This window comes from Enterobacter sp. B79-1 (genome assembly GCF_057444735.1).
Genome location: NZ_JBYAZJ010000007.1, coordinates 22,631 through 45,015, shown reverse-complemented (window position 1 = coordinate 45,015; position 22,385 = coordinate 22,631). Strand labels below are relative to the sequence as shown.

Here is a 22,385-nt window from a genome sequence, read left to right as displayed (position 1 = left end):
TATCATGAGTTCCTTGAAGGAAGGGACGAGTGAGTGGCCGCGTGTTCAAACAGCGCGCGGCGGCGCAGAAAAGCGGCGGATGGCGGAGCAATCTGGATAACGCTGCGATCGCGGTTAATTTCCTGCCAGCGGTGGCAGGCAACCTGACGCCCCCCGTCGAGCACCTGATTAATCGGCTCGACCTGGCGACATTCATCGGTAACGTACGGGCAGCGGGTGTGGAAACGGCAGCCGGACGGCGGACTGGCCGGGTTGGGCAGATCCCCCTGCAGCAGCGGCGCATCGCGCTCAACGCCCGGCTGCATCTGCGGTGCAGAGGCAATCAGCGCCTGGGTATAGGGGTGCAGCGGTGCGTCAAAAATCTCATCGACGGTGGCAAGCTCAACGATTTGCCCAAGGTACATGACCGCCACGCGGTCGCTCATATGGCGGATCACCGCCAGACCGTGGGCGACAATCACCATCGTCAGCCCCAGCTGGTGCTTCAGGCTTTCCAGCAGGTTGACCACCTGCGCCTGAACGGAGACGTCCAGCGCGGATACCGGCTCATCACCCAGCAGTAGCTTCGGTCCCGAGGCCAGCGCGCGCGCGATGCCGATACGCTGGCGCTGACCGCCGGAAAACTCGTGCGGGTAACGCCCGGCCCAGGCGGCAGGCAGACCAACGGTTTTAAGCAGTTCGGCGACGCGGTACTGGCGGTCCGCTTTTTTCATGTTCTGATGCAGCCACAGCGGCTCACCGACAATCTGCTCCACCGTCATGCGCGGGTTCAGCGAGGCGAAGGGATCCTGAAAGATAATCTGCAGCTCGCGCCGGAGCTGGTTAAGACGGGCACCGGAGGCGTCGGTGATCTCCTCCCCCTGATAAAACACGCGCCCTTCGCTGGCGGCCAGCAGGCGCAGCAGCAGACGTCCGAGGGTAGATTTCCCGGAGCCGGACTCGCCGACAATCGCCAGCGTTTCGCCCGGCATCACCGAAAGTGAGACGCGATCGACCGCCGTGACAAAGCGTGCCGGGGCAAAGAGCTTTTTCGGACCGGGGAAGCGTTTACTCAGGTCGCGGGCTTCAAGAATGGGGATGGTCATGCGATTTCTCCCAGGGCAATGTGCTGTTCGAGCGGCACGCGGAAGCAGGCAACCTGATGGCCCGCGCCGAGCGTAGTAAGCTGCGGTTTTTCAGCGTGGCAGCGCGTCTGAGCAAACGGGCAGCGCGTTGCGAAACGGCAGCCTTCAGGCATGGATTCCGGCAGCGGTACCGCGCCGGGAATGGTCGAGAGTTGCCCTTTACGCGCCCCGAGAGAAGGAATCGAGCCCATCAGGCCGATGGTGTACGGGTGCTGCGGGTCGGCGAATATCGCCTCGACGCTGCCCTGCTCCACCACCTGCCCGGCATACATCACCGCGACCTGCTGGGCGACTTCCGCCACCACGCCTAAATCGTGGGTGATCATCAGCACCGCCGTGCCGGTTTCCGCTTTCAGGGTGTTGAGCAAGGCGAGGATTTGCGCCTGAATGGTGACGTCGAGCGCGGTGGTGGGCTCATCAGCAATCAGCAGTTTAGGGTGGTTAATCAGCGCCATCGCAATCATCACCCGCTGGCGCATGCCGCCGGAGAGCTGATGCGGATAGGCTCTGAGGCGCATCTCTGCCGCCGGGATCTGCACCTTCTCGAGGATCTGCAGCGCGACCTTCATCGACTCGGCGCGCGAAACGTTCTGGTGGCGTATGACCGCTTCGCTGAGCTGATCGCCCAGCGTAAACGCCGGATTGAGCGAGGTCATGGGCTCCTGGAAAATCATCGCCAGCTCGCTGCCGCGCAGATCGGCATATTCCCGCGGCGAGAGCTTGCGCAGGTCATGACGACGAAACTGCATCTCACCGCTGACAATCTGCGCGCTGGCGGGCAGTAACCCCATCAGCGCTAATGAGGTGATACTTTTTCCGCAGCCGGACTCCCCCACCAGCGCCAGCGTTTCGCCCGCTTTGACCGTCAGGGAAATGCCGTCAAGCACGCTCACCGGCGAGCCGGAAAACCTGACGTTGAGATTATTCAGCCGCAATACGGGCGTGGCGTCCTTAAAGGGTAGGGTCGTCATAGCGTGAAATCGTCCTCAAGGTGGATCGCCTGAATCAGCGCGGCCTGCAGGCTGAGCAGGTGCTCGCGCATCGCGGCGGCGGCTTCATTAGGCTGACGATGGATAATCGCGGACATGATCTTGTGATGGTGGTCGTTGTAGCTGTCGACACGTTCAGGCGTGCGGGCAAGTTCACGCAGATGCTGCCAGCCGGGTTCCCGGCGGACGGCATCAATCGCATCAAAAAGCCCGAGCATCAGGCGGTTGCCTGCGGCTTCGGCAATGGCGCGATGAAAGGCGCTATCCCACAGTTCGTTGAGATCGCGGTCATCCGGGCTGACCTTATCAATGTGTTCCAGCATGCGCTGCATGAGCGCGAGGTTTTCCCTGGTGGCACGCAGTGCCGCAAGCCGGGCTAAGCCGGGTTCAAGCTGTAGACGAGCTTCCATCACTTCCAGCAGGTTAGTCTGCTGAACCAATCCCTGAAGGGCCAGCGGTTCAACAGGAGCTGCCGGGCCAATAAAGGTCCCTTTCCCCTGCTTTCGCCAGATACGCCCCTCTTCTTCCAGCACGTCCAGCGCACGACGGACTTCACGTCGCCCTACGCCGAGAGTATCCGACAGCTCACGTTCCGTGGGCAGCGGAATGCCTGGTGTTGACTCATGCTGGTTGATTAACCCGCGCAGCTGCTCAAGCGCGGTGCTGGAATTGGCCAGAAACCGTGACGGTTTTTCCATATTGGTTCGCTCGCTTTCATCATGACTTTATTTTTATTAACGATAAGTTATTGATATGACGCGCTACTTATCGTGCTAATGATTAAGCAATAAACGAACCAATTCGCCATTGGTTCAAATACAAATGACAGGGGTAAAATTAAGGTGATGATTTTTAATATATTATTTTAATCGATTCGGTCGGGCACAGACACACGCCAACACGCATACATGCCAGGGAATGCACAAAAATAGTGCAACATATGCACCAAAAACGATCAATTGTTAATTTTATGCACCTAAATTGTTTTTATTATGTTAACCAACGGTTATGTCATATGCGCAACTTTGCCCCCTAAGGGCGAGCGTTCTCATTATTGATATCTTCACCCTCTTCTTTCGCCGATCCCGGTTATTAAAATACGCTTGTCATTATTCTATTTTTTTATTTTTGCCAACAGACCATTTCAGATATTTAAAATATCAACTCTGATTACTTTAGTTAATAAAGTCCAGGGACGTAACGGTCGATATTTCCGATATCTCAACATACATTCCACGACGTAAAGAGCGCATCATAAAAAATCAACAAAACGACAACAACCACAACGCTAAATAAACATTTCACATGTCACATTTCCATTTAAGAAAACACATAACTAACTGTTTTTAATGAATTTAAATCTTAATAAGAGTACCAGAGTGACAATTCATATTATTTAATTAAGAATTTTACCTGGTGGTCTGTATGATTATTCCTAAAGAACGAAAGCAATTTCGCTAAACATCTTCTCATTATTAATGTATCGATTCAGTGCGTGTGAGGTAAAATATGTACAGTGCGACTAACAACCCAATCTATTTATCTTCCACTGATAGACTGCCCGTCTGTCATACGCCATCTATGCATTGCTATGGTTGTGATAAAAAATGTCATTTTGACAATTCCGCACTGCATGAAATTAAAGAGTGCTCGGGTCTTGAGTATTACATCTGGCCTGACAATAATAGTTTTCTTGTTGAAGGCATTCGTCATTATTTCACTGACGTAAATGATAAATACATTACTCAGCCTGTGGTGATTATTGATTTTAGCCATAAAAACATCAATTACTTCCTGTCAGACAACTGGCTGGATCAGTTCAAGAACATGAGACTGATTCTTGTCACCGATAAGAAGATGACCGCCATTGCCCATTACTGGTTTTACAACGACACGTCCGACACGACGATAAGTTCGGTGATCTTTTACGACGACACGGCCGAGGAGGTGGCAACAAAACTGCAGAAAACCTTCCTCGCGAAAACGATTAAGCCCGCAGGCAGCAGGCCAAAACTGAGCCAGAATGAATACAGCCTGTTTGCGTTTCTTTTCAACGGATGGACGCCCAAGAAAATCGCATACCGAAACGGAACCAGTGTCAAGAACACCTATGCGATGAAAAACAGAATCGAACGCAAGCTGGGTGTGTCAATTACGCGACTCGCAAGCTGACGTATACTGAAAAAAACGGCTGGCATGGCATCATGCAGTAAAATACTCGCTGTCGAAAATTCCTGGTACGACCGCGAGTAATCTTACTGCTACCCGTTTTCATCCGTAATGCAATTTTAAGATGAATGTTGATATATTATATCAAATTTAATATTTATAATATGGACGCACTGCGTTTAACTTAATGGATAGAGTGATTATTAATAATATTGAACACCACAACAACGCAATGCGCTGCTATGGATGCGTGAATAAATGCGTCTATACATCTGTACAAACAAAAAAGAATGTAGAGTGTACTGGAGTAGAATTTTACATTTGGCCAGAGAATAACTCATTCCTGATTGAGGGACTGCTGCAATATTTTAGCAATATTAATTCAAAAGTGATTTCACAGCCTATTGTGGTTATTGATTTTAACTATAAAAACATAAATTACTTCTTAACAAACAACTGGTTAAGTCAGTTTAAAAACTCCAGATTGATTTTAATCACGGATAAAAAAATGGCCGCTATCGCGCACTACTGGTTTTACAACGACACGAGCGAAACGGTCATCAGCGCGGTCATTTTTCATGATGATGTGACAGAAGATATCAAAACCAAGATTACTCAATCCTTTATGGGCAAGATCACACGCCCCTCGGAGAAAAAGGCAAAGTTAAGTACAAATGAATACGCGCTTTTTGCTGAATTGTATAAGGGACAACTGCCAAAAAAAATCGCCATGAAAAATGCGACTAACGTAAAAAATATCTACGCCATGAAAATACGTATAGAGAATAAACTTGGCGTTCCCATATCAAGACTTGCCAGTTGAATAGTAATACGCAGGAAACAGACATTTACCTGCCGAGATGTAAATTATTCCTAAGCGAGTGGTTACTTATCCTTATTGTGTGCCTGATGCTTAACTCATACACTAAGATATTGCCAGCGCTTGTATTTTCAGCATAAACAATCCGCTACCACTCATCGTATTCATGGATGTTTCTGGTCGTTTTTTAAATCGCACATTCTTTACTTTTTTAATTCTAAGTGAGGAACGTCACTACAGGTCTGGATTCGATAATGAGCACGCATCTTTCCACCGTTGAAATTAATTCAGAGCACGACTTCAATAATATTGAAGATCCCCGAAAAGATTCCCTTCTGTGGGGTGTTGAATGGCTTTGTATACATCATGCTAAGTTTGCCAGCAAAGAAGTCCTCTATGCTGGCCTGCCAAAAAGCGACAAGCTTGAGCCAGAAATGGCATTGCGCATGCTTGACCAGATGGGAATATCGGCCGGTTGGGTCAAGCGCGATCTGAGCACCCTTTCCTCGTGGCTATTTCCTTTACTGATAGCACGTAAAGACGGGACCTATTGCATTCTTACCGCGCGTAACGGAAAACGCGGAGAACATACTTATAAGATTGTAGTACCGGAAAACGAAGGAACCGTTGTCGTGACGGAGGCGGAGTTAAACGACGTCTACGGCGGTTATGCCCTCGTCACGACGCGCAAGCCGACGCTGGACGAGCGTGCAGACGACCAGCTGCTGCCGCAGGCTCAGGCGGAAGGGCATTGGCTCTATTCGACGCTATGGCGCTACCGCCACTACTTCTACAGCGCGGCGCTGGCCGCTCTGCTGGCGAACATTCTCACGCTGGCAGGCACCTTCTTTACCATGAACGTCTACGACCGCGTCATTCCCACGCAGGCCTACGTAACGCTGTGGTCGCTGGCGATTGGCGTGGTAATTGCCATTGTATTTGAATTCTGTAGCCGACAAATTCGTGCCTACCTGATCGACATCGCCGGGAAAAAAGCGGACCTGATACTCGGAGCAAAACTGTTCCGTCAGGTGATGTCGATGCGAATGGAATACAAGCCACAGTCCTCGGGCACCTTTGCCAACCAGCTGCGTGATTTTGAGGCCGTGCGCGACTTTATTACCTCAGCAACGCTGGCAACGTTGTCCGACCTGCCGTTTTGCGCCCTCTTCATGTTCGTCATCTACCTGATTGGCGGCCCGCTGGCGATCGTGCCGTTAGTCGCGATGCCGCTGATTTTGATTGTCAGCATCATCATCCAGTGGCCGCTGGGCCGCTACATGGAAGAGAACGTCCGCGAAATCTCACTGAAGCAGGGTCTGCTGATTGAGAGCATTGAAGGGCTGGAAGCGCTGAAAGCGGCACAGGGCGAAGGGGTGATGCAAAAACGCTGGGATGATTTCAGCGCTCTGGCAGCCGCGTCGTCGATGAAAACGCGTTATCTCTCGATGCTGACTACCAACTTTGTCTCTTTCGTGCAGCAAATCACGACGGTCTGCATCGTCGTTCTTGGCGTGTATCTCATTCACGCTGGCGAGCTGTCGATGGGGGCGATGATTGGGGTGGTGATCCTTTCCAGCCGCTCGCTTGCACCGCTGGCGTCGGTTGTCGGGTTAGCGCTGCGCTATCAGCATGCCAAAACCGCGCTGAAATCGCTGAACCAGCTGATGGAAACACCGACCGACCGCGATGCCTTGCTCAATTATCTGCCGACGCCGAATTTCACCGGCAGCATGCGCCTCAACAAGGTGGGCTTTACCTATCCGGTGCCGGGCATGATGGTTGCGCCGCGCATCCTCGACAACATCAACATCAATGTTGAAGCCGGTGAGCAAATCGCCGTGCTGGGCAAAATCGGCAGCGGGAAATCGACGCTGTTGCGCGTGATGGCCCGCCTGTATCAGCAAAGCAGCGGCCAGATGTTCATTGACGGCGTAGATGCCACCCAGATTGACCCGGCGGACTGGCGAGCCGCGGTGGGCTATGTCGGCCAGGATTGCCGTCTCTTTTTCGGCACGCTGCGCTACAACATCATCATTGGCAACCCCGGCGTAAGCACGGAGGAGTTCCTGCGCGTCGTGCGTCTGACCGGGCTGGATCACGTGGCCGCCAGACACCCGCTGGGTTTTGACATGCCAATTGGCGAAATGGGCAACTGCCTTTCCGGTGGACAAAAACAGCTTGTTGCCCTGGCCCGCTGCCTGCTGCTGCGCCCAAAGGTCCTGCTGATGGATGAACCCACCAGCTCAATGGATGCCATGACCGAAACGCTGTTCCTGCGTCGGCTCAAAGAGGCGACACAAGGGCAAACGCTGATCATTGTGACCCATCGCATGTCGGTACTTAGCCTGGTTGAGCGTCTGATTGTGCTGGAAGACGGGCATGTCGTGAAAGACGGGCCAAAAGATCAGGTGATGGCCAGCCTGAATGAGAATGTGATGAAGAAAAAACAAGCGATGCATTCGGTTGAAGAGAAGCAACAGAAACAAGGTGTAAATGGATGATGAACGAGGACGAAGTGAATCATAACGCCTCAAAGGGAGAGGCCGACTCCGGGACGGATGCATCCTCCACGGCGTTGAGAAAGGTAGACGGCAACGGCGGGAAAACGCAGCTGGCAGTGCAAAAACCGCAGGCCACAGGAAAGGTCAAAGCAGACGATTTGAAATTCATGCATGACCTGCAGGGCGCGCTGATCGCACAGAAAACCCCGTTCAGCATGATCATGCTCTACACCATCGCCCTGGTGGTGGTGGTGTCGCTGGTGTGGGCGCATTTCGCCCGGGTTGAGGAGATCACCCGCGGCGATGGCAAAGTGATCCCGGCCAGCCGCGAGCAGCTCATTCAGAGCCTGGAAGGGGGCATTCTTGAGGAGCTGAACGTTCAGGAGGGGGATATCGTCGAGAAAGGGCAAATTCTGCTGAAAATTGACCCGACCCGCGCCGGGGCCAGCTACGGTGAATCCCTCTCTAAAGTGCAGGGGCTTAAGGGCAGCATTGCCCGCCTTCGCGCGGAAGCTTACGACACGCCGTTGTCGTTCCCGCCCGACATCGCCGGGATTGAGTCCATCGTGCGTGATGAAACCCAGGCCTATAACGCGCGCCTCAAAACCCTGAACGAGAGCGTTCAGGCCTTACAGCGCAGCCTGTCCCTGGCGCAAAACGAGGTCAGCCTGTCAGAGCCGCTGGCCCGTAAAGGGCTGATGTCAGATGTGGAGATCCTGCGCCTGAAGCGTCAGGCCAACGAGTTCAGCCTGCAGATCGCAGAGCGGACCAACCGCTTCCGCTCCGACGCCAACAGCGAGCTTAACCGGCTGGAATCTGAACTGGCGCAGGCGGAAGAGATCCTGCGCGGGCGTCAGGATGTGATGAACCGAACCACGGTGGTTGCGCCGGTACGCGGCACCGTCAACAACATTCGCGTGACCACGCGCGGCGGCGTTATTCAGCAAGGGGCGGAAATCATGACCATCATCCCGCTCGAAGATAACCTGCTGGTCGAAGCCAAAATCAAACCGTCCGATGTGGCCTTTATCCATCCGGGGCTGCCCGCCACGGTAAAAATTACCGCCTACGACTACGCCATTTACGGCGGGTTAACCGGCGTCGTCGAGCACCTGAGTTCCGACACCCTGATTGATGAGGAAAAAGCGCGTCAGGGACGTGGCGATTCGACCTATTACCGGGTCTTCGTCCGCACCAATCGGGCGGCACTGCAGGTTAAAGACAAGGAGTTCCCAATCATACCAGGCATGGTGGCGAACGTTGAAATCAGAACCGGGGAGAAGACCATTTTGTCTTACATCCTCAAACCGATACTGAAAGCGCGCGAAGCATTCAGAGAGAGATAATTTTATGGTTAAGGCACGTAAAGAGCGTCGTTGGGCCAGGGTAGCCACTGCGGTTGCACTCTGTTTGCCCTGCTCTTCTTTTGTCATTCCGCTCCACGCGGCTGACGTGGCGCAGGTTAAAAAAGACCTGTCCTCGCTGCCGCCGATGCGCACACAGTCACAGTTAACCCGCGCCGCGCAGACGCCAGCGCAGCCTGCGGTACGCGCGAGCACGCCGGGGACGGTTCAACGGACTTCGCTGCCCTCGATGCGCACGCAGTCGCAGTACGCCAGTACGCATAAAACCGTACCTACGCAAACGTACCCCGCATCACGACCGGCAAGCTACGCCGCGACGCAGCAAACAGTGGCACCTGAGCCGAAGCTCGAGAACAGTACGAGTAACAAAGCGGCACTGAAAACGAATTACGATTTCTTCCCGCCCGTTAAAGAATACTATAAGCCCGAACCGGCCTACGCGAACGTTCGCCAACAGGGCGCATCGGCAAGCCCCCGCGCCACCAGCGGCATGTCGCAAGGCTATTTCAACGGTGCCAGCACCAATGATTCGCGGGAATTCCTGCGCAGCATGGTGGCAAGAGCGCTGGCGTACAGCCCTGAGCTGCGTGCGGCCTCCTCTGAGGTTCTGGCCTCGGACTACATGGTGGATCAGGTCAAAGGCCAGCGTATGCCGCAGGTGCGGCTGGGCGTAACGTCGCCGCTGACAACCGTGGGGGGAGACCGCCAGTCGTCCAACAATACGCATATCAGCGACTCCAGCGGGACGGTATCCGTCAACACCCCCGTGATCGACTGGGGACGAATCAGCCATCAGGTCGATAACTCGCTGGAAACGGCAAAAGCGGCCCGCTATTCCAAAGAGTATTCTCGCGAGCAGCTGGCCTATAACACCGTGTCCGAGCTAATGAACATGAGTCGGTACCAGCAAAGTAAACAGGTGGCGAAGAACTATGTTGGCCGCATGAAAGAGCTGGTCAACATGCTGTCGCAAATCACCCAGGCGGACCGCGGCAGAGAAAGCGAACTGGTGCAGGCGAAAGCGAAACTGATGTCCGCTCAGGCGAGTCTCGACAACATCGAGCATCAGCTGAGCGCCAGTAAAATCAAGCTTGTGCGCCTGCTTGGCGCAGAGCCTGTGCTGCCAGAGAATTTGAGCTGGCAGGATACGATTATCCCGGCATCCGTCGCCATCGGCTCGCTGGACAAGAACCCGATGATGCTTAACCTGCAGTCCAAAGTTCGCGCGGCGGAATCGGAAGCAGAAAGCATTAAATCGGCTGCGCTGCCGCAGGTAAACTGGGTGGTCTCCAAGAGCACCGCCAAGGACGGTAACGGTAATGAAGCGGGCTGGTATACCGGCCTGAACGTGGAGTGGGAGGCGTTTAGCGGCGGCTCTCAGCGCGCCGCTCAGATGACGGCCCGCGCAAAAGCCAACGTGGCGCAGCAGCAATATGAAGTGAGCTACCGCGATCTGGAGTATCAGATTAACTATCAGGTGCAGGTACGCGACTCGTCATTCCTGCGTGCAGATGATTACGAGCGTCTCTCAGGCGAAACTGACCGCGTGCGCCAGATGTTCTACCAGCAGTGGTATCACCTCGGAAAACGCACGTTGCTGGATGTGCTGACCGCTGAAAACGACCACTTTAACAACCAGCTTTCCGCCATTAATAATCGTTATGACGGGTACATTTCCAACGTGAACGTCATTGCCAGCGCCGCGATGATGCTCACCTGGATGCGGATAGCCTGAGCCGTATCGACCTGATAAAAAAAGCCAGCCCCTCATCGCTGAGGGTCTGGCTTTTTTATTGCCCTTCGCGTCTTACCAGAGGGCGTTTTCTTTATCGATCTCCGCCCAGCGCAAATACATGTCGCTCGACATCATGAAATCGTTATGCCATTTCCACCAGGCGTGGAGGGTGTAATAGGCCAGACAAGGCAGGTAGCTCAGCAGGAAGTACACCTCAAACCACACCTTCCACCCCAGCAGCGTGAGTAGCAATCCCACCACGGCCGTCCAGACAAACTCCACACCCACCAGCATCACCAGCCTCAGCCACAAAGGTTTCCCGGACAGGCTGCGCCAGGGGATCGTCGAGGAGAAAAACAGGTCGATCTCGTTAAGGAAAAGATGCCCCAGGAAGATATACCGCTTCGTGAACCGTAAAAACAGCAGATTAATGGCCAGCACCACCGCGCAGAGCACCAGCATGGTAATGATGGACTCGAGGGTGAAGTAACGGCCATAGCGATCGAACTGTTCACTGTTCCGTAAGGGGCTAATCGTCAGCAGGTTCATGACGACGGACATGACGACAGCAATGGCGACATAATGGGACAGACGTTTATATTTCCCTTTGTCCCGCGCCGAGGCGATGACCTGTCGGATGTAGATCGAACGCATCGCTGCGAACATTCCCCAGACGATGAGCGGCGCGACGATGGTCAGCGTCAGCAGCACGATCCCAGGCTGAGCCAGGGTGAGCATCAGCGCAATAATGCCTGCGAAAACCAGCGTGGCGATCGCGAGCACCATCACCGGTTCGACAATCATCGCATTCACCGGCTTATTCTCTTTCTGCAGAAACACAGATAAATCGACATTTTTGACCACGCACTTATAGGCCCAGAACGCCTTGAGATCGGCAATGAAGCTATACAGGATCAGCGCAAAAATACCGCTCGCCAGCCAGGCATCCTGCCGGGTAAAGGAAAACCCGGCGTTTTTCCAGTAAAAACCCATCAGGATCAAGGTCACGATAGAGATAAAAAGAAGGTTCCTTTTATCCTGAAAGCGAATGAACGTTAAATAATCTGGAATCATATCTCGACCATTACATCTCTAATGCTTTTCTGCAGTGCAGGACGCGTTCGGCATTAAAACCGGCAAAATCATTCAGCATTTGACCGAGATAAGGTTTGTTACTCATCTCCAGGAACAGCGGACGCTCTGAATGGTTGATAAATCTGGCGACAGAATCGTTCCATTTCACCGTGTGGGTCAGGTGCAACGACAGATTTTCTTTGATGTTTTCCGGCACGATTTCCATCCTGCCCGTCACGTTCATCAGCACATCATACGCGGGTGAGGTGAAAGGTTGTCCGGCGAGGAAATCCCGCATCAGCTGGACGCCCTCTTCCATTAAACGCGTGTGCCAGGCACCGCTGACGCCGAGTTTGATCGGCTCATAGCCCTCATCCGCCAGCAACTGGGCGAAGTCGCTCAGTGCCGCCGGTGTCCCGCCGATAACCTGCTGGCGCGGCGTGTTGTCACAGCTGATATCCAGCGCAATCCCGGAACGGGTGATGATGTCGCTCAGGGTGGCAAAATCCGCCCCTTTCAGCGCGATCATTGCCCCTTTCTGCTTTTTGCTCACCGCATCCATGGTGCTGGCGCGGAAATGCAGGGTGCGGAATAAGGTCTCCAGAGAGACTGCCCCCGCCGCATAGAGCGCACTGTATTCCCCGACGCTGTGGCCACAGGCGCCCGTCACCCGAAGGTTGGGGAAACGCTCACGGCAAAGGCTATAGAGCGATACGTTGATCGCCGTGACGGCCAGCTGCTGTACCGTGGTCTGGATCAATCTGTTCATCGGCCCCTTCAGGCAGAGTCGGCGAAGATCGAGGCCAGAAATATCGCTGGCGCAATCCCAGATCTGTTTCGTCGTCGAATTCAGATCCCACAGATCGCTGCCCATCCCGATTACCGGGTTCCCTTGCCCGGAAAACAGCAGCACGACAGGCTGCGATGCATTATCAAGCGTCATAGTCATTTCCTTATAAATAATACTTAAAGCCAACATAACCACCGGCGACATCACCGAAGAATGCAAACTCAGAATTTGCGCTACCCAGTGCGGAATAGACGCCGGTATACGCTTCCAGCTGGTCATCAATAAACGTCAGCGGTGCGCTGAGGTGTAGCCCTGCCATGGTGCTTTTATCCATCAGGTTAAGGATGAAATAGGGCTGTGCGGTAATCTGATGCGTGAACTGCACGCTGGACCAGGCGTTGAGATAATGTTTTCCCTGCAGCATGCCTTTGTTCCCCGTATTGCTTATCTCGGAGGCCATCAGGTATTTATAGGAATCATATGCCCTGTCGAGCGGTGCATAGCCTGTGCCGGTGTTCAAAAAGGTCATCAGATCGCGCTGCTTGCGCCATTCTGATCGCGAATAGCCTTCGCTCTGGTAGTAGTATTCCAGGCCGAAAACGTTGAAGGTATCAGAGGTATATTGCCCGCCCACGGCCAGCTCAACGCCCTGTTTCTCTTTTGTTTCATACAGCGAGGTGGGGAACTGATACCGCTCCAGCTCCGCGCTTTTCTCTTCAGACAGATGACGCCAGCGCTGCTCCGCATGCCACGCCACGTCGGCATTGAGCGTGAGCTGAGGGGTATAGTTGTAACTGTCTGAAAGCGCGAGCGACAGCGAGTCGCCCATCAGGACGCGCATCCCCGGCGTATGGTCACGGAAGACATGGGAGGAATAGCTCAGCAGCCAGGATTCACTGCTGTTGCCGCGCTGATTCGCAGACCAGTTCCCGGAGGTCAGATAGTATTCATCCACCGTCGCCAGCTTCGGGATCATCGTCAGCGAAAGCGACTCGTCCCGGTTATCCATCGTCAGCGTTGCAGCCCAGGAGGAAGACTGATAAGCCGAGCGGAGCTGGGGATCGTAAAGCCGCGTCGGTTTTGCACCGTCGTAATAATGCGGCGTGAGATCCGAAGGCGAGCGCAGGAAGAAGAGCCCCGGCCTGGACGGAAGCTTCCCGACCTCAAGCTGCAGGCTGTCCGACAGGGTGTAGACCAGCTTAAGGCGCTCAATTAACAGACGTGAACGGCGGTCATCTTCTTCAAACGCACCGAGCTTACGCGGGGAATACCAGGTTAGCCCATAGAGGGATAAATCCAGGTCCAGCGTATCCTCAACCAGCGAACAGCGGCTTGCGACATTCACCCCGGCATCGTTGTAGATATTGTGTCGGGTGTACGGGTTTCGGCCATTGATTCGCCACTCCGAAATCTGTTTTTTAACGACAGACACCTGCTCATACAGCGTGACAGACGTGTTCTTTGCAACGTCACTGCCGGACAGACAATCCGCAAATACGCTGACGGGCAGCGCGGCGAGCATTAGGGTTAAGCCTGTTAACGTGCGCTTCATTTCACGCCTCGCTGAATAGACTCGCGGGTGAACGCCGATTCAGGTAACGATTCATAACGCACATCGCTGTAGGTCATGACGGAATAGCTCTTGCCGTGGCGCGCCTCTTTCACCACGATTTTCATCGGGCGCATTTTGCCTAATACCATCTGGAAATCCTGATAAAGCACTTCTTTGATTAACTTATTGTCCAGAGAGAAATAGGCAGCTTTATAAGGACGGTTATCCCCCTCTTTTTCAACGTAATAGTCCACCTTCGGCCAGGTCACTTCAGCCGATTTACGCACCAGCTCCAGCTTATAGCACTGCGTTTCGCCGCAAGGCTCTTCACCCTTCAGCGTGGCGTCGTAGGCATATTCAAAGTTGGTGACAATGACGTCGCCATTGGAAATTTGCCCAATCAGTCGCTGCTGGCGAGAGACGGGAACAGGACGGCGGAGTTCTGGCGTGTAGAACCATAAATCGTACCAGTCAGAGAGCAGCACCTTTCCCTTGTCGCGCGGCGGATAAATAAAGCGCGCCAGGGAGCGGGCATCCGCTTTCATCTCACCTTCTGGCTTCATAAAGCGCATGGAAATATCCAGCACCTGTTTATTGTCGGGCTGCGTGGCGCCCGTTTTAAATTCATGGATGGTGAGGGTGTAGCGAAAGGGTTTATTTGGCGAACGGACTTCATCCGCACGACGAATAATATCCACCGCCTTGTCATCGGCAGAGGCGGAGTACGCCCCTGCCGAAAACAGACAGGCACCCAAAAGGAGTGAGGCCATAACACTGCGTTTCATATCGCTTCCTTACGAGAATTTAAATGCGTCCGAAATATTGAGCCGTGAAGCACGTAATGCGGGTAATACCGAGGCCCCCGTGGCGGTCAGGATCGGCAATACCAAGGTTATCCAGTTAAGCGCGACGCTGTCGGTTTTAATAAATGCGGTATAGCCCTGCGATTGCCCCGGCGACGGTGGCATCGCGATACCGTACAGATTAATGACGCTGGCAATGGCGTAACCTATCGCCAGACTGCCAATCGCGCCGATAATGCCGATGAAAATCCCTTCCAGTAAAAACAGGCGGGTCACATGCAGCGGTTTGAGGCCGATGGCTCTGAGCGTCGTAATTTCACGGGTGCGTTCGATAATATTCATCGTCATCGAATTACCGATCATGAAGATGACAATCAGACCGACAATCAGCTTAATAAAGAAATAGATCCCGGATAACAGCCCTTCCACCTGCTGATAAAATATCGAGGCGTCTTTCCAGTCTTTTACGATCAGCGGTAAGTTATGCTCGGCAATAAAGCCACGCAGTTTCGCCGTGAACGCGGCTGTATCGTCCTCGTTCAGCAGGATCAGCACTTTACTCACGCTGTTGGTGCCCATAATACGTTGAGCCGTACCCAGCGGAATTTTCATCGCCACGTCATCGTAATCTTTGATCCCGGATTCAAAGATGCCGCGTAGCTTCATGGAGAGCGCGCCCTGCCCGCCTTGCGTATTGACCACCAGCACGTCCAGCCAGTCGTCGTAATGCGCATTCAGCGTTTTCGCCAGGCCGCTTCCCAGCGTGATTTCGTCCGTGCGGATGCGGGACAGATCGCTGCCGGTGATTAATTTATCAAACGAGCCCAGCTTCAGTGCAGGTAGCGGTTCAACGCCCAGCGCGGAAAAATAGCTGGAGGTTTCACTCTCATACTGTGAAATAACGCCGGTGAACTCCAGCTGACCAGAGAGCGTCGAGATATCCTCAGCCAGAGCCGGATCGTTAAGAATCGCTTTCTTTAATGCCGGATAATCGTCGATCAGGCTTTTGTTTTTATTGGAGGTCTCAAAATAATTTTTGTTATAAATTTGCACATGACCAATATTGGTTCGAATCGTTTGCTCTTTCAAAATCCAGAAAGAGTAATCAATAAACCCGCCGTACAGGAAAATCGACACGCCGCCCAGCATGATGGCCGCCATGGTCGAAAACGATCGCCTTTTGTGGCGAAACAGATTTAAAAAAGCAAACTTCACGTCCCGCGATCGGAATACGACACACCAGAGGACAAAAAGCAGGATCAACAACACAACGCTATTCGCTAACACCATTTCCCCGGACATTTATTTCCCTTTCGCCAGCGGCAACAATACTTCTGTCACTTCGTTGATATCCCACTCTGGCGCACTGCCCGATGCCAGAGACGATGCCGTATTCGCATTACGCAGTTCAATCTCTGCCAGTAACGCGTCTGCCTGCCGCTTGCGTTTGCAACTCAACAGCGCGCGATAACGCATTTCGTTGATGTGTTCCACCAGACCCGCATTGAATACGTCAGGCGTATTCAGCATTTTTTCCGTATCGTTTAACGTCACCACGCAGCGCCCGATTGACGCAGGCAGCCAGGCATCGACCCGGGCACGCATATAGCGCACCAGCATGTTGTCTTCATACAGATCAACCGCCTCGTCCAGATAGAAAAAGCCCGTTTTCCCGTACTCAGATGCGCGAATAAAATCGTTGGTCTGGAGAGCGCGATCGGCCTGACGCAACGTTCCGTAGGCATAGAAAACCAGCGAAAGAGGATTGTCGTTGGCTTTGTATTCTTTAAAGAGCGACTGCGTCATCTCTGCAAGCATGTCCGCTTCCTGCGGAAAACCGCTCTTGATGACATGCTCGGCGACGGGCGCCGGTGCGGCGTTGATGTTCCCGACATAGGCCAGGCACAGCAAAAACCAGCAAAGAAGGAAAAAATTACGATTGTGAATCATGAACTAAAACTCCGTCCTTAATTTCAACCACGCGCCGCGCACGCTCTTTAAGCTGGCTTGAATGCGTGGAAATAATAAAAGTGGTGCGCGTCTCCTGGTTAATTTTCAGCAGAAGATCCAGAATGGCCTCCCCGGTGACCAGATCGAGGTTTCCGGTTGGCTCATCGGCAATGACCACCTGCGGGTCGTGCGCCAGCGCCCGGGCGATGGCCACGCGCTGCTGCTGGCCGCCCGAAAGCTGGCCCGGTTTACGCTCGGTGAATCCCGCAAGCCCGACGCTGTCGATGAAGTGCAGCGCCCGCTCTTTGGCCTCTTTTTTCCCGACGTGGCCGTTTAACACCAGCGGGAAAAACACGTTATCGAAAACGCTCAGTACCGGTATCAGATTGAAAAACTGAAAAATAAAACCCAAATGCTTGCCGCGGATCGCCGATAATTGGTCTTCCGGCAGATGATTCAGTAATTTTTTCAGAAACATCACCGAACCGACGGTGGGTTTATCAATTCCCGACAGGATATTTAACAACGTACTTTTGCCGCTGCCGGAAGGCCCGCAGAGCGCCAGAAATTCGCCTTTTTCTATTTCCAGATTGATATTTTTCAGGGCATCGACTTTGCCTTCGCCCGAGCCATAACTCTTATAGATATTGTTCAGCGATATCGTTGGGAGTTCTTTAATTATTCCGCTCATGGAGATGTCGTTATTCCTTGCAATATTCAATGTCGAAATAGCTGTAACCAAACTGCTTGTCGGGAACGATGGTTCTTAATCGCCCCGAAAAATCAGCGTGTTGTTTGAGCCAGGCAAAACTTAACGCTGGAGTCAGGCAGCCGCTGGCACCGTAGAGATCAACCAGATCCAGCGTGTTCTTCGCGGGCAACGTCGAGCGAGACAGCAGGTCTTTGCGCAGGCCCGAAAATGCAATCTGTTCGGGAACCTGGGTGTGCTCGATGGCATCGGCCATGACGTACTGCCCACCCTTCACCCGGATAGCGCTTTCCTGCTGGCTGAAGATGAAACACCCGGCGCGTTCAACCGTTAAATTGACGTCTTCGGCCTTGCCTTTACGCTTCTCTCCCCACTTGAGGGCAATGTCTTCATCAGAAAACACCAGGATCGGGATCGCCCGGTACGCCGTGCAGATCACGACAAAATCAAAGACATCCCAGCTCAGGTAGTCGTTGGCCAGGCTGAGGGCCTGCACGAAGGATTGCTTCTCACCGCGGAGCTTGCAGGTGGGAGCGTTAACCGAGAATTTCTTGACCAGATTTTTGGGCAGCGTGTCGATCGTTGAGATATGCAGCGCGCTGGAAATATTCTCAAACGGCCCGGATTCCCCCCAGGCGTCGACATAAATAAATGCCGTGCGCTGCTTCAATAACCGCATCCGCTCTTTTGTGGGCAGCGCCATAAGCGCGTCATCCGCCGCCTGCTCCATCGCCTCAAGGTATTTTTGATATTGCGGGTTACGGATCATTTCACCGGGATAGAGATCCGGCTGCGTACCAAAACGTTTTAATCCCCAGCCATGAGCATGGGTGGATTTCATCGCCTTATTGTATAAGTGTGCTTCCCAGGCGTTTAACCAGCTGGGTTGATAGAAATAAAATTTATCTTCCGGCTCAATAAGCGAAAATGAGGATAAATACATAGGGCTCTCCATAATCGTTCAAAGGCCTCGATGAATATCAGACATCACGGCACCGATAATTGAACCATCCACGCCAACCCCTACCTTAAGCAGATGGTTTTTGTGGTGCCCAATGATGCCGCGGTCAATAACAACATGCTGCGCAACGCTATCAATAATGGCGTCGTTGCCCACGGGTGAAATCAGCTCTTTCTGCGATAACGTATGGTGACCAATAATTAAATCGACGATGCCTGAGCCGGTGGCGGTATAGCCAATCTGGCCTTTATAGGCGAGAACCGGAAGGGTATTTCCCTCAGCAAAGACCTCTATCGCCTTTGCTTCCGCTTTATCACTGATGGATGAGCCGTTGCCGTGCGGCATAATCGCGCACAGATCTTCCGTGCTGAGGTCCGCTTTTTTCATCGCGGCCTGCATCACCTTTAATACATTGGTGCTGAGCCAGGAACTGTCATTGCTTCTTCCGGCACTGATCTGCGTGTAGGTGGTTTGCAGTCGTATCCCATGCCCAGCTTTTCTGGCGCGTCGGTGGCGCGCATTTTCCAGCAGGATCGCGCTGTATCCCTCAGCAAAAAGCACGCCTTTACTATTTTCACCGAACGGCTGGACCAGGTGCGTATCCAGCATCGACTGGGTATCGAGGAACCAGATATCCTGGGTTTTAATTTTTGAGCAGTTCACCACCAGCACAATATCAACGCCGCCATGCTCAATTGCCTGGCAACCTAAATGCACCGCCGTCATCGCTGAATTACTGGTGCAGTTCATATTGGGCGGTAAATACTGCAGGTGATATTTACGCGCAAGATTTCCGGCAATACGATCCTGCGACATATTATCGACGTGCAGGGTCATTAATGATTTTGTCAGATGAATATCTTCAATATCATTTTTGTTATAGAAACTCTTGAAGGCCATGCCATCGACCCGAGGGCCGATGCCGGTTAAATAAACGCGGGCGTTGCACCCGGCCAGCCATTGAACATCTAATCCGGCCTGGGCGAGTGCATCGTCGATCAGACGATAAAGCAGATCTAATGCGCTATCATCCGTATGATCCAGCGTGGCAATATGCTTATTGCCATCGAACCCACACTTAATTGCCTCGTCGTCGGATTTAAACCAGGGCTTTCTTTCAACACGTTTGCCCAGCTTCAGATTTTGAATAAGCTGAATACTGTCTTCGGCAAACGGCAGACAGGAACTGAACCCCGAAATGATAGCGGCATTATCCACAATATTATCCTTTAATCACAAACGCGTAGTAGTTGCCGCCTTCCGTCGCGCCCACCAGCAGCACGTGCTTCAGGGCGAGCTTCAACGGTTCACGAACGAAGTTGATTCGCTTATCGAAGAACTCAACGGTATGAGGAATGGCGGGAACCGCCTGCTTCTTAATACAGTCAATGATGACGGCCAGGTTAAGCAGCCCGGCAGCAGACGCGACAAAGCCAAAGCAGGCGTTATAGTTCACGACCGGCACGTCCGGTTTGGCCTGAGCGAAGGCTTCAACGATGGCATCGATTTCAATGCGTGAGCTTTCATCGCTGCCGTTGCTGGTGCCGCAGACCAGATCGATCTCCTGCGCCGTGACGCCGGCATCCTTCAGCGCACGGGTAATCGCCAGCGCCATGGAGGCGGATTTCTCGTCCTGCTGAGAGGCATCGAAGTAGCTGTTGCTACAGGCTTTACCGTAACCGACCACTTCTGCCAGCACCTCAGCACCACGCTCTGCGGCGCGCTGCGGATCTTCCAGCAGCAGCATGCAGGCGCCTTCGCCGGGAATGTAGCCCTTCGAATCGTTACCGTAGATGTGGTAGTCGCGAGCGTCAGAGGTCATATGGAGCTTGCGGGTGACGGCATCCATATAAAGTGACATCGACGGGAAATACTCGTCCGCACCGCCCACCAGCACCTGCGGCTGCAGATCCTGACGCACGATTTCGTAGCCGTAGGTTAATGCGCCTAATGCCGCATTCTCCCCGGTCGCCAGGGTGGTGGTGTAGCCCTTGATCCCTTCGGAAATACCGCAGAACGTCGGGATTGAGTTCATCAGCGAGCCCGGGAACTCAGAGGTTCTGACCTTGCGCGGGTCTGGCTTCAGGCTTTGCAGGTATTTGTAGGTGGTTTCCTGCGGGCCGCTGGACATCCCCATCACCATGCCTAGCGCATCGCCATCACGTTTAATTTTACGCTTCGCCTGTTCCAGCGCTTCGGACAGCGCAATCAGCGCGAAGGTGCCGCCACGGGTGGCTTTACGCGGGTCAAAGCGACGCAGATGCTTACGCGGCTCAAGGCCGGTGACCTGGAAGGTTTTAAAGTGCTCGTTCGCTTCCGGACGGGTGGCCGTCAGCACGCTGAACTCTTCACCAAACAGCGTCTCAAACTGACGGGTTGATTCAAGCACATCCAGCAGCTCTTTCGCCTCTTCCAGCGTGTCTTCCGGGAAGGTGACGCCGCCCAGTTCAACGGTATGGTTCTGCTTCCAGACGTTATCGAGGATCTCGTTAACGGTGTGACCAATCGCAGAGACGGCCCCCAGACCGGAGATTGCCACGCGTTTTTCATCGTAGGTGCTGACCGGAACAGAACACGGCTCCATGCTGATAATCATGCTGCAGTTATTACCGCCGAAGGCATAATTGTTCTTCATGAAGAGGTTGATTTTCTGGTCGCGGAAGTCGTTTGGCACGTAGTCCAGATCGCAGTTTGGACGCGCGTTGTTGAAGTTCAGCGTCGGCAGAACGCGGTTATCCGGCAGCGTCACCAGACACGCGATCAGTTCGACGATACCCGCCGCACCGATGTTATGGCCAAAGTAAGACTTGGTAGAGCTGACCAACAGCTTCTCGTTGTTGGCGAACACCTTTTTCATTGCCAGCGTTTCGATGCGGTCGTTCGCTTCAGTGCCGGTACCGTGGGCGTTGACGTACTCAATCTGCTCCGGGGTGACGCCCGCGTTTTCCATCGCCTTATGCATCACCTGTACGGCACCGCTGGCGCGCGGATCCGGTCCGGTTTCGTGGAACGCATCGCAGGAGGTGGCGTAGGAGAGGATTTCACCGTAAATGGTGGCGCCGCGCGCGACGGCGTGCTCGTACTCTTCCAGCACCACGGCGCCCGCGCCTTCACCAATCGACATGCCGGAGTTGCCGGAAAACGGCGTACAGGCTTCCGGATGCATGACGTTCAGGGCATAAAAACCGGCGAAGGTTGGCAGGTAGATCGGCTCTGTCCCGACGGCCAGCATCGTTTTGCTTTTGCCGTTCTGGATATAGTCAAACGCCATGCCGACCGCGTTAGGGCTGGCCGTACAGGCGGTCGCAACCAGTTCAACCCCGCCCTGCAGTCCGAGCAGCGTAGAGACGCTGGAACAGCAGGAAGAGAAACCGCCGGAGAACAGCGCTTTACGCAGGGAGAAATCTTCCATGCGTTGTTCAAACAGCGGTAAGAACGCCTCGGTGCCCGCGGAGGAGACGCCCACAATCAGGCCCGTCTCTTTCAGGTGCGTTTTGTTCTCGGCCAGCCCCGCCTGATTCAGCGCGTCTTTACCGACCTTATAGGCCCAGAGTGCAGCATTATCCAGTGACGCAATAACGTCATCCGGTAATTCTGAATAATCAATATCATGTAACACTTCAGCCGCGCGGGCGTTTTCAAACCATTTTGAAAAACGCACGCTGTCGGTGACGCCATTTTTTTTATTTAATAATGCGTCTCTAAAATCCTGAAGGTTTTCTGCCAGTGAGGAAAGGATCCCAATCCCGGTAATAACAACGCGTTTCCGGTTTGTCTTCATAACTATGTACCACCGTGTACAGACACTAAACAGTGAGAAAGGATCCGCGGCGTTATATTG

Annotated in this window: 18 protein-coding genes; 5 read left to right on the top strand and 13 right to left on the bottom strand. The window is 53.4% G+C overall.

Annotated elements, in window-relative coordinates; all coding sequences use genetic code 11:
• Nucleotides 1-2 precede the first annotated feature (2 nt).
• From AC2T6E_RS17920 to AC2T6E_RS17910, 3 genes are read right to left on the bottom strand one after another with little or no spacing between them, the layout of a single operon-like run.
• Nucleotides 3-1,085 carry an ABC transporter ATP-binding protein gene (locus AC2T6E_RS17920; protein ID WP_108415649.1) on the bottom strand — a complete coding sequence of 361 codons (1,083 nt, stop codon included), beginning with the start codon at nucleotides 1,083-1,085 and terminating at the stop codon, nucleotides 3-5.
• A complete protein-coding gene (locus AC2T6E_RS17915; RefSeq protein WP_265186308.1) occupies nucleotides 1,082-2,095 on the bottom strand; it encodes an ABC transporter ATP-binding protein in 1,014 nt (337 codons plus the stop codon). Before AC2T6E_RS17915 ends, AC2T6E_RS17920 begins: the two co-directional genes overlap by 4 nt.
• Nucleotides 2,092-2,811: a FadR/GntR family transcriptional regulator gene (locus tag AC2T6E_RS17910; protein WP_486692715.1), complete on the bottom strand. Its 720-nt coding sequence runs from the start codon at nucleotides 2,809-2,811 to the stop codon at nucleotides 2,092-2,094. The genes AC2T6E_RS17915 and AC2T6E_RS17910 overlap by 4 nt, the downstream gene beginning before the upstream one ends.
• Before the next feature lie 811 nt (nucleotides 2,812-3,622).
• Between AC2T6E_RS17910 and AC2T6E_RS17905 the strand changes: the two genes are divergently transcribed.
• The 5 genes from AC2T6E_RS17905 to AC2T6E_RS17885 all read left to right on the top strand — a co-directional run bounded on the left by AC2T6E_RS17905 (nucleotide 3,623) and on the right by AC2T6E_RS17885 (nucleotide 10,705).
• Nucleotides 3,623-4,285, top strand: coding sequence for a helix-turn-helix transcriptional regulator (locus AC2T6E_RS17905; RefSeq protein ID WP_249420879.1), 663 nt, complete (start codon nucleotides 3,623-3,625; stop codon nucleotides 4,283-4,285).
• 193 nt (nucleotides 4,286-4,478) lie between these two features.
• The gene (locus AC2T6E_RS17900; RefSeq protein ID WP_486692713.1) at nucleotides 4,479-5,105 is read left to right on the top strand and encodes a hypothetical protein; all 627 of its coding nucleotides are present in this window, start codon (nucleotides 4,479-4,481) and stop codon (nucleotides 5,103-5,105) included.
• 251 nt (nucleotides 5,106-5,356) lie between these two features.
• The gene (locus AC2T6E_RS17895) at nucleotides 5,357-7,606 is read left to right on the top strand and encodes a type I secretion system permease/ATPase (protein WP_108415647.1); all 2,250 of its coding nucleotides are present in this window, start codon (nucleotides 5,357-5,359) and stop codon (nucleotides 7,604-7,606) included.
• Nucleotides 7,603-8,952 (top strand): HlyD family type I secretion periplasmic adaptor subunit, encoded by a 1,350-nt coding sequence (locus AC2T6E_RS17890; protein WP_120159496.1) that lies wholly within the window; start codon nucleotides 7,603-7,605, stop codon nucleotides 8,950-8,952. The genes AC2T6E_RS17895 and AC2T6E_RS17890 overlap by 4 nt, the downstream gene beginning before the upstream one ends.
• A 4-nt stretch (nucleotides 8,953-8,956) precedes the next feature.
• The gene (locus AC2T6E_RS17885; RefSeq protein ID WP_214594509.1) at nucleotides 8,957-10,705 is read left to right on the top strand and encodes a TolC family protein; all 1,749 of its coding nucleotides are present in this window, start codon (nucleotides 8,957-8,959) and stop codon (nucleotides 10,703-10,705) included.
• 72 nt (nucleotides 10,706-10,777) lie between these two features.
• On the opposite strand, the gene AC2T6E_RS17880 is transcribed toward AC2T6E_RS17885, so the two are convergent.
• Genes AC2T6E_RS17880 through AC2T6E_RS17835 form a run of 10 tightly spaced genes read right to left on the bottom strand, consistent with a single transcriptional unit; the run spans nucleotide 10,778 to nucleotide 22,325 of the window.
• Nucleotides 10,778-11,779, bottom strand: coding sequence for a hypothetical protein (locus AC2T6E_RS17880; RefSeq protein ID WP_486692710.1), 1,002 nt, complete (start codon nucleotides 11,777-11,779; stop codon nucleotides 10,778-10,780).
• Between the two features lie 10 nt (nucleotides 11,780-11,789).
• Nucleotides 11,790-12,722, bottom strand: coding sequence for an ACP S-malonyltransferase (locus AC2T6E_RS17875; RefSeq protein WP_486692708.1), 933 nt, complete (start codon nucleotides 12,720-12,722; stop codon nucleotides 11,790-11,792).
• Nucleotides 12,723-12,732: 10 nt separating this feature from the next.
• Nucleotides 12,733-14,121, bottom strand: coding sequence for a hypothetical protein (locus tag AC2T6E_RS17870; protein ID WP_460212525.1), 1,389 nt, complete (start codon nucleotides 14,119-14,121; stop codon nucleotides 12,733-12,735).
• Nucleotides 14,118-14,891, bottom strand: coding sequence for an outer membrane lipoprotein-sorting protein (locus tag AC2T6E_RS17865; RefSeq protein WP_312960871.1), 774 nt, complete (start codon nucleotides 14,889-14,891; stop codon nucleotides 14,118-14,120). The genes AC2T6E_RS17870 and AC2T6E_RS17865 overlap by 4 nt, the downstream gene beginning before the upstream one ends.
• 24 nt (nucleotides 14,892-14,915) lie before the next feature.
• Entirely contained in the window at nucleotides 14,916-16,226 is a 1,311-nt protein-coding gene (locus AC2T6E_RS17860; RefSeq protein ID WP_312960836.1) for an ABC transporter permease, read from the bottom strand.
• Nucleotides 16,227-16,874, bottom strand: coding sequence for a hypothetical protein (locus tag AC2T6E_RS17855; protein ID WP_108415641.1), 648 nt, complete (start codon nucleotides 16,872-16,874; stop codon nucleotides 16,227-16,229).
• Nucleotides 16,858-17,565: an ABC transporter ATP-binding protein gene (locus AC2T6E_RS17850; protein ID WP_089598145.1), complete on the bottom strand. Its 708-nt coding sequence runs from the start codon at nucleotides 17,563-17,565 to the stop codon at nucleotides 16,858-16,860. Before AC2T6E_RS17850 ends, AC2T6E_RS17855 begins: the two co-directional genes overlap by 17 nt.
• 10 nt (nucleotides 17,566-17,575) lie before the next feature.
• Nucleotides 17,576-18,526, bottom strand: a complete 951-nt coding sequence (locus tag AC2T6E_RS17845; RefSeq protein ID WP_108415640.1) for an ATP-binding protein — start codon at nucleotides 18,524-18,526, stop codon at nucleotides 17,576-17,578.
• Nucleotides 18,527-18,544: 18 nt separating this feature from the next.
• Nucleotides 18,545-19,762: a beta-ketoacyl synthase gene (locus tag AC2T6E_RS17840; RefSeq protein ID WP_108415639.1), complete on the bottom strand. Its 1,218-nt coding sequence runs from the start codon at nucleotides 19,760-19,762 to the stop codon at nucleotides 18,545-18,547.
• A gap of 4 nt (nucleotides 19,763-19,766) precedes the next feature.
• Nucleotides 19,767-22,325 carry a beta-ketoacyl-[acyl-carrier-protein] synthase family protein gene (locus tag AC2T6E_RS17835; RefSeq protein ID WP_089598148.1) on the bottom strand — a complete coding sequence of 853 codons (2,559 nt, stop codon included), beginning with the start codon at nucleotides 22,323-22,325 and terminating at the stop codon, nucleotides 19,767-19,769.
• Nucleotides 22,326-22,385 lie beyond the last annotated feature (60 nt).